The sequence below is a fragment of the Nocardioides sp. genome (genome assembly GCF_035576065.1).
In the GTDB taxonomy this organism is placed as follows: Bacteria; Actinomycetota; Actinomycetes; order Propionibacteriales; family Nocardioidaceae; genus Nocardioides.
Map to the genome: position 1 here is coordinate 1 of NZ_DATLWX010000008.1, position 12,370 is coordinate 12,370.

Sequence of the window (12,370 nt, forward strand, 5' to 3'; positions counted from 1 at the left end):
ACCCCGACCGCACCCAAGGCCGCGAGCTGATGGTCAAGCTGATCGACTCGATCAGCCACGGCGTCCCGGCCGCGCTGAGCGAGATCGTCACGCTGGGCAGGACTCTGAAGAAGCGCGCCGACGACGTGCTCGCCTACTTCGTTCGAGCGTCCCGGCACATCCAACGGCCCGACCGAGGCCATCAACGGCAGGCTCGAACACCTCCGCGGCTCAGCCCTCGGCTTCCGCAACCTCACCAACTACATCGCCCGATCGCTACTCGAGTCCGGAGGCTTCAGACCCCGACTATCACCCTGGATTGTGAAGAGCCGTCAAAGCTCACCGATGGCCCAGGCGTCGAATGGCGCCTGCCCGATCAGTTCTGGCTGAATGAGTTCGAGCCCCCTGGCAACCTGCTTGACCAGTCGCTCTAGCATCTCGACCAGCACCAAGCGGCTGATGACCTCAACTGTCGGATCAGGGGTCCAGGCTGTTCTGGACGTGCAGCGAATCGCGACAAGTTCTGCTCGCGGCTCGAACTCCAAGGCCGACTCGACGCCTTGAGAGTACAAGTCGACGGACGCGAAGTCCTCGGACCGCATCGCTCGTGCGAGTTCACCGACCTGCTCGAGGAAAGCGGACATGTCGTAGGCGACATCGACGTTCCACGGGTCTCGACCAAAACCTCGGAAGTCGAAGTATGAGCCGTCGACCTCGGCAAGCATCGAGCAGGCGCACATAATTGCTGTCTGGCAGTCATCGGAGGGCCTCGGGGACTCGGCTGTGGGCACGTGCCCGGGCAGCGGGCGAGCGGGCAAGAACTCCACCACGAATGTCACGAGGACCCCCCAACAATCGGGTATGCGGTCTTGATGCCTCCAGTGCCATTCGGAACGATCGTCGCTGCACCAGCCTCAACTATTGAACCGTCCGGGTGAATAACTCGGCCTAGCCCCTTCGGCAGGCGCACTGAGTACGGGCCGGCACCCGGGACGTTCACACTTTTCAGGAAGCTAGCAGCCGCTTCGTTGTCCATCCACTGACCTTGGGAATTCCCAGTTCCCCGAGCACGCCCCAAGAGCTTGCCAGCATTCTTGCTTCCTGCGCCGTGGGTATTGAAGGTGTGCCCAAACAGCTTGACGCTGATGGCGCACATATTGTGGACCAATACTTCGAGGTCGCCGACGTGGTAGGTGTGGATGCCCTCGACAGTCAGGTTGTACGCGACAGCCTCGCGCTCAGTTCCGAGCTGGAGCCCCGAGACCGTGATGACGGCACCGTCGGCACTCAGGATCTCCTCGCCGGCCGAGAGCTGGTCGGCGCGCTCAAACTTCTGATCAGTGACCGACCAGAACGGGTGGTCCTCAGTAGTGGTGATGACTTCGCCGCCGACGACGAGGTCGGTGACGGTGTCGTTGTGGACCCAGATGTGAGTGACCCTCTTGGGCTTCTGCACACCGGTCTCGGGGTCGGTGGCGATGACCCAATCGCCGACCTCGACGTCCTCGATGGGCTTCCGCGTCCCATTGGCCATGAGTACAACGGTGGAGCCACCGAATGAGCACGATCGGGCCCCCGATCGGAGCCTGGTAACGCCCGATCTGAGCACTGAGGCGCCGGCGCGACTAGCCACGATGCCTAGCGCGCCGATTGCGATCTCACCCGCACAGGAGCCCTTCTCGTTTCCTGAGCACACCTGGTAGGCGCCGTACGCCGCGTCGATGGCGGTGATCGCGCCGGCGGCCAGCGCGACGCCGCCGACGACGGGTGCGAGGGGTCCGGTGAAGGGGGCGATGACACCGGCGACGGGGGCGACGACGGTGGCGACGTTGACGACGTCGTTCCAGCTGGGCCACAACCCGGTGGGGTCGGTGTAGGCCAGCGGGTTGGCGTTGGCGTACGTCCCGGTGCCCGAGTAGGACATCGCTGCGGCTTGGTCGGGTGCCATGAACCGGCCCAGGGTGGGGTCGTACTGCCGGGCACGGAGGTGGACCTGACCGGACGGGTCGGCGTACTGACCGGTCCACCCCATCGGGTTCACCCCGGCTGCCGGGTCGACCTTCGTGGTGGTCCGGGGCACCCCGTAGGGCTCCCACTCGTTGTTCCACTGCGTCGCAGCAGCCTGGTTGGTGACCGTACGGACCGAAGCCATCCGGTCGAGGTGGAAGAAGTCCGACCCCGCCTGGCCGGGCCGCTCAAGACCGATCGCCCCGAGGCCGTAGGAGTAGCGCCGGACCACGCTGCCGCCGGTGGACTCGGTCGCCAGCTGGTAGGACGCCGGGTTCCACCCGAACGCGGTGGTGGTGCCACCGGTCGCTGAGGTCAGTCGCCGCCCGTCACCGTCGTAGGTGTGCGTCGTGGTTGCTCCGCCGGTCACGGCCTCGGTGGCCACCCGCCCAGAGGGGAGGTAGGTGTAGGCGGTGGTCGCACCCCCGGTGACGGTCTTGGTCTTCAGCTGGCCGAGGGGGTCGTAGGCGAACGTGGAGGCACCCCGCCCGGTGGTCGAGGTGAGCAACCCGGTGGTCGCGGCGTACTGGTAGTTCGTCGTGCCCGCGGGCCGGACCTCGCTGGTGCGGTTGTTCGCCGCGTCGTAGGTCCACTTGACGTAGTCGGTGGCCTTGGTGCAGGACGCCGTGTTGTAGCAGGCCGCGGTGAGCCGGTCGAGGACGTCGTAGGTGAACGTCCGCTGCCCCTTGGGACCGGTGATCCCGGTCAGGTTGCCCGTCGCGTCGTAGGCGTACGTCTCGTCCAGCAGCGACGCACCCCCGGGGGCGGTGTCCTGGATCCGGGTGAGCTGTCCGGCGCGGTCGTGGGTGTAGGCAGCGGTGGTGTTGTTGCCCCGGGTCAGACGACTGGGCAGGCCCGCGATGTCGTAGTCGTAGTCCGCCAGCGCGGTGCCGGCCTTGGTGACGGTGTCGAGCCGCTGGGCGTCGTCGTAGGCGTAGTCGTAGACCGTCCCGTCTGGATACGTCATCTTCGTCAGCGCCCCGACCCGGTCATAGCCGAACCTGAACACCGACGAACCTCGGGTCACGCTGAGCAGCCGGTCGAGCTTGTCGTAGGCATACGACACCGTCCCAGCGCCATCGGTCATCGAGATCCGGTTGCCGTGGGCGTCGTAGCGGTACGAGACATCCGACCCACTCGGATAGTCCAGGGAGATGAGCCGGTCCGCGTTGTCGTAGACCATCGACGTCGACGCCAAGGTCGGGTCGGTTGCCTTGGTCATGTTGCCGGACTTGTCGTAGGCGTAGGTGTAGACACCCAGCGGGGTGGTGCCCTTGACCATCCGGTTGACCGAGTCGTATTCGTAGCTCGTCACCCGACCGGCGGTGTCGGTCTCCTTGATCAGGTTGCTGTTCGCGTCGTAGCCGAACGTGGCAGCCGGCACCGCGGTGTGGGGGCCCTTGACGGCCGTGACCCGGTCCAAGGTGTCGTAGGTGTAGGTCGTCGTCCGGGTCTTCGCATCAACCACGGTCTTCCTACGACCCAACGTGTCGTAGGTGAAGCTCGTACGACGGCCCAACGCGTCGGTCACCGTGAGCGGCTGATCGTCAGCGGCGTAGGTGTACTTCGTGGTGAACAGCAACGGGTCCGCGCCGGTGACGTTGCCCCGCGGCTCGACGTTGCTGAGGAGGCGCCCAGTGGTGTCGTAGGCGAACGTCGACTTCGCACCCGTCGGTGAGGTGGTCGAAGCCAGGTCACCAGCAGCCGTGTACGTGTTCGTGACGATCTTGCCGCGCGCGTCGGTCGAAGTGAGCAGCTGACCTCGTGTGCTGTAGGTGAACGACTCCTCCAGCGTCCCGGTCGGGTTGCCGGGCTCGGGGCGGATGATCCTGGTCAGGTTGTCGGCTGCGTCGTACTTGTACTCGACCCTGGTCCCCCGCGCGTTGACCGACTCGATCGGGCGGTGCCGCTGGTCGTAGACCGTGGTCACCGTCCCCGTCGGGGTGGTCGTCGAGATGAGGTCACCCGCGTCGTTGTAGGTGAACTCGTTGACCCCGCCCCGCGGGCCCTCGGTCTCGACGAGCTGCAGCTTGGCGTCGTAGGTGTAGGTGGTGGTCGCCCCGTCGGGCGCGGTGCGTGCCACCAACAGGCCGCCGGTGTAGCGGTCGGTCCAGACCTTCCCGCGCGGGTCGGTCATCGTCGCCGTCCCGGTCACTGCGTCCCACCCGAACACGGTGCGCTGGTTCAACGCGTCGAACTGCTCACTGACCCGCCCGCTGGTCGGGTCGTAGGCCAGCCGCATCACCTGGACACTGGACGCGTTGGTCTTCGTAGTGAGTCGACCTTGGGTGTCATAGCCGTAGGTCGTGGTCCGCCCGGCCAGGTCACGCACCGAGGTCAACAGCCCGTTGGTGTAGGCGTAGCCGACGTAGCGGCCGTCCTGCAGGGCCACCTTGGTGATCCGCCCGGCCGTGTCGTTGGTGAACGTCAACGTCCGACCGGCACTGGTCGCCGTGGCCAGGTGGCCGGCGGTGTTGTAGGTCAACGAGACGGTGTTGTTGTTGGCATCGGTGATGGACCGCAGCCGCCCGTTCGACCCGAACGTCCGCTTCAGCTGCGCACGCGTCCCGATCACCCACACGTCGCCCTCACGTGTCAGCTTCGCCGTGACCCCCGCGCCACCGCGGTAGGTGCCATCAGGCTGGCGGTCGTAGCGGACCTGCTGGCCGTCCTCGGCGTGCAGCACCACCACCGATGCGTCACCTGAGATGTCCAGCCAGGCCTCGTAGCCGAAGTGCCACCCCTTGCCCAACCACCCCACCGACGGGTCAGCCGAGTTGTAGGTCCGTGCCGCAGTCAACCCCAGACCCGGCGCCGGCACAGCGGCGTCCAGCCGCTCCTCGACATACGCACCCGTCGCGGTCGCGACCGGGTCAGCCATGCTCCCTTGCGCCGGGTACGCGTACTCCGACCCGCCCAGACCACCCAGCAGCTGCTCGAACGGAACCGCACTCGGAGCCAGCGGGTCAGCGCCGATGCCCGCTTGGGGCACCGGCGGCGGCGGTGCGAACGGCAGGACCTTCGTGAAGTAGGCGGTGTGCATCAGGGTCGGACATCCCGACGCGGGAGTTGCCCCGTTCAGACCCAGTGCCGGGACCTCGTTGTCTCCGTCGACATGGCACGAGTATGGCTTCGACGGGTCCGCGCCCCACCAGTTGCCCGACAGGTCAACAGGGGACTGATCCCCCGCGGCGCTGATACCACTGGGGATCGCGTTGTTGTAGAAGTTGAAGTTGTCGCGGTCCAAAGAGTTCGAACCCGGACCGTTGACATCACCCAGGGGCGCGAACCAGTTCCCGCTCATCACCACCCGACTGGGATGGATCGACCAGAAGGCTCGCACCACCGAGGAATCGACGACGTTGTTCTTGTATGTGCCGCCGCGCGGATAGAACCCGCAACTGCTCTGACTCACCAAGACGTTCGAGACCGACAGTGAACCCACGCCCGGTTCCAGCGGCTCGGAACCCACACCGGCGCCGAAGGAGTAGAGGAACTCCGACTTCGACACCCGAAGCTGACCCAGACGATCGACGGCCAGCTCGCTGCCGTACGCACAGCCACCACGTGCATGGTGCCCGCCGTAACGGAACGAGGTATTGGTGAAGACCGACGGCGCCATCGCCAACGATGCCCCGACGTTCGGCTGGCTGATGTTGACGCCCGTCCAGTCACCCGGCAGCGGAGCTCTGCCCCCACCATCGGTGTCGCCACCAACGCTGTCGTCCCAGAGCGAGGTGAAGACGATCGGGTTCGCAGCCGTCCCCCGCGCCACGACCCGGCCATGGTAGACCGACAACCGCGGCGCCCCAGCCCAGTCCGGATTGGTGGTCCCGAACTTCACAACCGTCCCAGGCTCGATCGTCAAAGTCGCCCCGGACTCCACAAAGGCAAGGCCGTTGATGATGTACGGCGAACCCGCCGGGGTCCACACCTGATCCGTGGTGATGCTCGAAGTGATCACGGTGCCACCAGCAGGCAACGCGGCTACACCCGGACCACTGACGACCGCGGGCACCAGCCCGGCAATCAGCGCCGCAAGCAGCGGCAGCGACCACGACCGCGCCGACACGAACGAACGAAACGACATGCGCGCACTACCGAACACCGAGAACCCCCGACACCGAAACCTGAGTGCCTGCGATCGCCGGCAGCAGAGGGATCCTGTCAGCCCGTGCCCGGGCTGTCCAACGCCTCAGCTCTCGTGTCCGTGCGAGCCGTTCAGCTGACGTTGTCCTCAGCATTCGGGTTGGCGCAGATGACCGTGTCACTGGGGGTGTAGACGGTGTTCATGACCTCGGGCTCGCGGGTCTCGGTGTTGGCTCCCACGGGCTCGAAGAACCGGGTGACGTCGATCTCGAAGCCGCCGTACCCCTCGTTGTTGTGGCACTGGCGGGTATTGACGCGCCGGACCTTCGCCTGGGTGACGTTGTAGCGAGCGGACTCCGAGGTGGTGATGTTCCAGTGCTTGGTGGAATACATCGAGACCGTGACGACACCGCTCGAGGTCGGTGTGGCCGGGGTGACGTTGGCGTAGACCAGGACGCCGTAGGGGGTGTCGTTGCCGAACTGGAGGTCGATCGCGCCCCACGCCACGGTGGCCTCGCGGCCCACGGGATAGCGGTCGATGTAGAACGAGTGCGGCTGGTGCTCGACGTCCTCGAGGCCCGCGAAGAACATCGCGTTGAAGGTCGTGGTCGCCATCTGCGAGACACCGCCGCCGAGGTCGGTGACCAGGATCCCGTCCTGGATGATGTAGCCCTCGGTGAAGCCGTTGGCCCGGGTGCGCTCGCCCACGATGCCGTTGAGGCTGAAGGTCTCCCCCGGCCTGAGCACCGTGCCGTTGATGATCTCGGCGGCGCGCCCGATGTTGATGTTGCGGTATTCGGCATACGGGAAATAGGTCGTGAAGGTGGAGACCCGCTCCTTGATCTGCAGGTCGCGCGCCTCCTGGGTCGTGAAGTCGGGCTTGGCGACCTGGGCGTCCACGGTCAGGGTGCGCTGGCCCTCGGGCGCCGCGACGACCTGCAGGAACCCTGCCTCGACCTGCTGCTGGTCGAAGGTGACACCGGGCTTGGCGGGAATGACCTTCGGGCTGCCCCCGACGAGCGCGACGGTGGCGTCGACGGGCGCACCCTCGGTGACCACGTTGGCCGAGAGCAGCTCAGCCAGCTTCGCGCCATCGAGTCGGGGGACGAGCTCACCGTCGACCGGCTCGAGGCTCAGGGCGCCGGTGTAGTCCGCGGGGAGGAGCTTGACCGTCGACCCCTCGAAGCTCAAGGTGACCGATCCCGACACGGCCGGATTGGCGAACGTCTCGCGCGCCTCGGCGACGTCGGACTCGTCGATCGCCGGCACGGCCTGCACTGTCGTGAGCGCAGCAGTGTCGTCGTCCTCGGCGAGGTAGGCCGCCGCGAGGGCGTCACGGGTGGACGCCATGTCGAGCGCTCGGCCGACCTGCGGCTCCACGGTCGTGATCGAGCCACCATCGAATCCCAGGGCTCCCTCGCGGGGGAGTGCGCCGAACTTCTTGTCGAGCTTCGCGACTGCCTGCGCGAGCGCGGTCTCGTCGACGACCACCTCGGCCTCGAGCTCCTCGCCGCCGGTGAAGTAGTTCCACAGCCGGACCGGGTCCCAGGTGCGCTCGCCGCCCGCCTCGGCCACGGAGGCGTCGTAGTCCACGGCGATGCCGGCAGCAGCCGGATCGACCCTCGTGCGCTTGCCGTCGATGGTCAGCTCGATCGGGCCGGACACCTGGTCCGCCAGCCCGGCCTGGAGTCGCTGGGCCGCCTCGGCCTTCGGGTGACCGCCGATGCTGACGCCGGACACGGTGGTGCCGCGCGGCACCTTGTCAGCGGCGGTGTAGTAAGCCCCGACGTAGGCCCCGCCGATCAGCAGCCCAAGGCCGAGCAGCAACCACAGGACGACGCGGCCCCCGGACTTGTCCTGGGCGTCGTCGTCGTTGCGGGAGAGATTCGGCACGCGTCCGATCCTAGGTTCAACCTTCAAGAAGGCCCTGATCGTCGCCACCGCTGCGACGCGACGATCCTGGCCGGGGCAGCGTCGTCAACGCGGTCAGGAACAACAGGAACGAGCCGCCGATCAGGCTGTAGCCCGACCCGGAGGCGGCGATCAGGTAGTCGCCCTCGGTGCGCGGCAGGAGGGCATACGTGATCGCCCCGAACCAGCCGAGCATGAACGCGAACCGACGGCCCCCGCGGGGCAGGGCGTACGTCGCCAGCGCGGCCGCTGCGAGGCCCAGCACGAGGCCCCACCAGCGCTGGTGGACCAGGGTGGCGGCGAGCGCGGCAGACGCACCGACGGCGAGCAGCGCCAGGGCCACCGCGAGACGGACCAGGAGCACGACGACTACAGCCCGGCGAAGAGGTCCGTCTCCATGCCGTCCTCACCGACCGGTCCGCGCTCACCCTTGACCAGGACGTAGAACTCGTCGCCCCAGAAGGCGTGCCCCGACTCGGCGCCGGCGAAGAACGGCCCGTCCGGGTCGACCTGGGTGCGGTGCAGCTTCAACGCGTCCATCTTGGTGTGGACGAACTCCGTCCCGTCCACCCGAGCCGCGATCAGGTCGTCGGGCGTGACGAAGGGACCCATCTCACCGTCGGGGTCCATCCCCTCGAAGGTCGTGGTGTCCCCCGACTCACGGAGCTGGCGGATGCTGTCCCGCATCCGCGAATCGCTCATCGCGCACCAGTAGACCTTGGCCACGTCGTGGGGCTCGCCGAGGTGGAGCTTGTAGGTCGGTGCTGCGGCCAGCACTGCGGCGTACATGGTGACGCGATGCGCCTGGATGTGGTCGGGGTGCCCGTAGCCCCCGAACTCGTTGTAGGTCACGGCGACCTGGGGGCGGACGTCGCGGATCACCTTCACCAGCTCGTCGGCGGCCTCGGTGAGGTCGGCGTCCCAGAAGGCGTTGTCGGGCACGAACTCCCCCGCCACCGCGTGACCGTCCGCGTGCCAGGACATGCCGGAGTCGTGGAAGCGCCCGAAGCCGCCGAGCCAGCGGTGGTCGGTGACGCCCAGGTGGGCCATCGCGGCCGCGATCTCGGTCTTGCGGTGCTCGCCCAGCCCGCCGTCCCGGTCGTTGGTCAGGTGCGCCAGCTCGGGGACCAGCACCTCCCCCATCTCGCCGGCGGTGCAGGTCACGACAGTGACACCGCGGCCCTCGGCGGCATACATGGCCATCGTGGCGCCGTTGTTGATCGTCTCGTCGTCGGGGTGCGCGTGCACGAAGAGGGCGCGCTGATCTGCGGTCATGTCCTCAGCCTAGGGGCTTCTTGATGCGCTTCGGCGCCGCCGGCAGGTCGAGGGGCGGTGCCGTGGGCGCAGGCGTCTCGGAGTCCAGCCAGCCGTCGAACTCGTCGACGGCGAGCTCCACCAGGAGCTCGGGCGCATCCGTCACCACGGCCCACGGATGACCCTCGTCGTCGTCCTCACCGGACAGCCGCTCGCGCTCGGCGCTCGCCTCGAAGCCCTGGGCCACCAGTCGGCGTACGACCTCGCGCGCGTGGTCCTCGTCGAAGAAGATCGCCCTCACGAGCCCATCCTCCCCTGATAGTCCGTATCGATTCGCACTCGGCCCGGGGCCTTCGGCAGCCCAATCGATACGGACTATCCGGATCGGCGGCGCGTACGGCAGCTCGCTCGGGACCGCCACCACGCCGGCGCGTCCAACGTCCACTTCCGCTCGTGAGCCGGCAGGAACTTCGACCTCGCCCTGGCTGACAACATGCGCTCGACGACCATCCAGCGGTCAGCGAGATCGCCTCCGACGACCTCAAACATCTCCAGTCCGGCGTTGCGGAACTTGTCCTCGCGGGCAGTGTCGGACCGGTGACGCTCACCTTCTTTGTGGTCGGCGCCCTGATACTCGCCGACGAGGCCTGCCACAGGGTCGAACAGGTCGGGGACGCCGAGAAGGTTGCCGTGCAGGTCGAACACCGGCACATTGCACAACGGCACAGGCAGCTCGGCATCGAGCACCCAGACCAGCCGCATGCGGGATTCCTGTGGCGACCTGCTGTCGTCGGACGCCAGCACCGCCGCCTCGCGAGCGAGCGGGACGCCCGTCCAGGGACCGATCGATGCCACGAATTCCTGGAACGACGACACTGTGACCAGCCCCGCCGCCGCTGCCATGTCGACGTCGACAACCGCTTGCCGCAGCTGACCGTGCCGGACCATCTCGTCGAGGAGTGCGCGCTCGGCCAGCGTGCACCAGACGCCTCGAGCTCTGATCCGGTGCGCCGGCGGCAGTTGGGCACGCGAGATCGTCGCGCGCGGGTCCGGACGCAAGAAGGCGTTCCCACCGAGGACGAGCGGGACCGGAAGCAGCTCTGCCTCGGGGAAGCTGGTGCCATCGAAAAAGGTCGCCAACTGCCAGCGCAGCGACGCCCACGCCGTCACCGCTCCGCTCCCGCGCAGCCTGGACGCCTGCTCGAAGATGCGTTGCTCCACCCTGAGCTCGTCCACCTCGGCCGGCACGTAGAGGCCCGCCGAGGTCTGACGCCACCCGGGTCCCCGCGCCTGCCCACGGGTCGGCCCCTTCGTTCCTTTCGGGTCGACAGGCACCGGACGAACCAAGCCAGTCGGCGGGGCGCTGGTGGGGGCCCACTTGTGGAGTGACATGAAGTGACGGTCGCCGTCGGTGGCGGTGCGCGCGACGGCGTACACCCCCAGCATGTGGACTGCGACGAACCACGTGGTCCTGTGGTCGAGCCGCGGCCCATCATCGAGATAGTCCGTATCGATCCGCACCTTGATCGGCACGGCTGAGAGCCAAATCGATACGGACTATCGAAGAAACTCCCGCAGCGCCGGCAGGAACGGCCGGTCGGGGTCGAGCCAGTCGACCTCGTCGAGCTCGTCAGCCGTGACCCAGCGGACCTGGTCGTGCTCCGTGGGCACCGGCTCCCCTTCGATCAGTACGCCGCACGCGACCCGCAGCTCGTGCGTGTCACCGATCGGGGCCGAACCGGGCAACCAGCCGGTGAGCTCGATCCGGCAGCCGAGCTCCTCGGCGATCTCGCGGACGAGCGCCTCCTCGGGCGACTCGTCGGGCTCCACCTTGCCGCCGGGGAACTCCCACCGCCCGGCCAGCTCGGCGGGGGCCGTCCGTCGGGCGGCGAGGACGGCTCCGTCGAGGAGGATCGCCGCACCGACGACAGGCGTGCGGGACGGGTCAGTCACGGAGGCGAGATTACGGTGGGACCCATGCACCCCGCTGGCGAGTCCGTCCCCGAGAGCCCCGAGAGCTCCACCGCGCCCGGAGCGGTGCCCTACGTCCAGGGCGTCCACCTCCAGCGGACGGACGAGAACTCCCGCGAGATCGACGCCCTTGCGTCGGTGCTCGGAGGCGCCACCGGACTGGACGGACTGCTCGGTGACCTGAAGTACCAAGCTCGCCGCAGCCGCATCCCGGCCCGCCTGCTGGGTCGGGCGGTCAGCGAGGCCTACACCTGGAACGACTACGACCAACGGGACCCGCAGTGGTACCCCCAGGGCATCTCGACCTCCGCCGACGCGTCCGACACCGAGACGGTCTCGGGCCGTCGGGTGCTGTTGACGACGTGGTACTCCACCGGCAGGGACGGCGTGAAGCGCGGTTCCCGGGTCACGTTCCTGGACCTGGACACGCTGAAGTACCGCCACGTCCTGCTGGTGATCCCCGTCTTCGACAAGGCGGGGACGCTCAGCCTGCGGCCGATGAACATCCATGCCGGCGGCATCGTCTGGGCCGGCCAGTGGCTGCACATCGCCGCGACCAGACGCGGCTTCGTGACCGCCCGGGTCGACGACATCATGCGGGTCGCCGGTGACGATGACCGTCCCGACGACATCGGCGTCGACGGGCACCGGGTCGCATCCTTCGGCCACCGCTACGTCCTGCCCGTGCGCACGACCTACAAGGCCTTCACCGACGACGGGCACCAGCGGCTGCGCTACTCCTTCGCCTCGCTCGACCGCGGCACGGACCCACCGGCAGTCGTCGCCGGTGAGTACAACACCGGATCGCACCTCAGCCGGCTCGCGCGCTACCAGCTCGACCCGGACACGTGGCAGCTCCAGACCGGCAGCGACGGGTTCTCCCGCCCCCTCGAGATCGACGACGGCGGTGTCCTGAGGATGCAGGGAGTGGCGGTCGCGGGCGGTCGCTACCACGCCACCGTCTCCCACGGCCCCTTCATGCCGGGCACGATCTACGCCGGGTCGTCCGGCCGCCTCAAGCCCAAGCGGCTGGCGCTGCCGATGGGCCCCGAAGACCTGTCCTACTGGCCCTCCACCGACATGCTCTGGTCGCTGAGCGAGCACCCCCGCCGCCGCTGGATCGTGGCGATGAAGCGCTCGGCCTTCGACTAGCGCCCTC

At 67.9% G+C, this 12,370-nt stretch carries 9 protein-coding genes and 1 pseudogene; 2 read left to right on the forward strand and 8 right to left on the reverse strand.

What is annotated here, in order from left to right:
* A pseudogene (locus VNJ48_RS03570) lies at window positions 1-294 on the forward strand (transposase); the annotation flags it as partial.
* A gap of 17 nt (window positions 295-311) precedes the next feature.
* Here VNJ48_RS03570 and VNJ48_RS03575 read toward each other — a convergent pair.
* From VNJ48_RS03575 to VNJ48_RS03610, 8 genes are all read right to left on the reverse strand, one after another.
* Window positions 312-818, reverse strand: coding sequence for a hypothetical protein (locus tag VNJ48_RS03575; RefSeq protein ID WP_325599183.1), 507 nt, complete (start codon window positions 816-818; stop codon window positions 312-314).
* Entirely contained in the window at window positions 815-6,076 is a 5,262-nt protein-coding gene (locus VNJ48_RS03580; RefSeq protein WP_325599185.1) for a DUF6531 domain-containing protein, read from the reverse strand. Before VNJ48_RS03580 ends, VNJ48_RS03575 begins: the two co-directional genes overlap by 4 nt.
* A gap of 131 nt (window positions 6,077-6,207) precedes the next feature.
* The gene (locus VNJ48_RS03585; RefSeq protein WP_325599187.1) at window positions 6,208-7,968 is read right to left on the reverse strand and encodes a VanW family protein; all 1,761 of its coding nucleotides are present in this window, start codon (window positions 7,966-7,968) and stop codon (window positions 6,208-6,210) included.
* A 16-nt stretch (window positions 7,969-7,984) separates the two neighbouring features.
* Complete coding sequence (locus VNJ48_RS03590) at window positions 7,985-8,350, reverse strand: hypothetical protein (protein ID WP_325599189.1); 366 nt, start codon at window positions 8,348-8,350, stop codon at window positions 7,985-7,987.
* Between the two features lie 5 nt (window positions 8,351-8,355).
* Window positions 8,356-9,261 (reverse strand): N-acetyl-1-D-myo-inositol-2-amino-2-deoxy-alpha-D-glucopyranoside deacetylase, encoded by a 906-nt coding sequence (gene mshB, locus VNJ48_RS03595; protein WP_325599190.1) that lies wholly within the window; start codon window positions 9,259-9,261, stop codon window positions 8,356-8,358.
* A 4-nt stretch (window positions 9,262-9,265) separates the two neighbouring features.
* Window positions 9,266-9,541, reverse strand: a complete 276-nt coding sequence (locus VNJ48_RS03600) for a hypothetical protein (RefSeq protein WP_325599192.1) — start codon at window positions 9,539-9,541, stop codon at window positions 9,266-9,268.
* Window positions 9,542-9,615: 74 nt separating this feature from the next.
* Entirely contained in the window at window positions 9,616-10,773 is a 1,158-nt protein-coding gene (locus tag VNJ48_RS03605) for a hypothetical protein (protein ID WP_325599194.1), read from the reverse strand.
* Window positions 10,774-10,797: 24 nt separating this feature from the next.
* Complete coding sequence (locus VNJ48_RS03610) at window positions 10,798-11,193, reverse strand: (deoxy)nucleoside triphosphate pyrophosphohydrolase (RefSeq protein WP_325599196.1); 396 nt, start codon at window positions 11,191-11,193, stop codon at window positions 10,798-10,800.
* Between the two features lie 24 nt (window positions 11,194-11,217).
* Between VNJ48_RS03610 and VNJ48_RS03615 the strand changes: the two genes are divergently transcribed.
* A complete protein-coding gene (locus VNJ48_RS03615; protein ID WP_325599198.1) occupies window positions 11,218-12,363 on the forward strand; it encodes a hypothetical protein in 1,146 nt (381 codons plus the stop codon).
* Window positions 12,364-12,370: the final 7 nt, after the last annotated feature.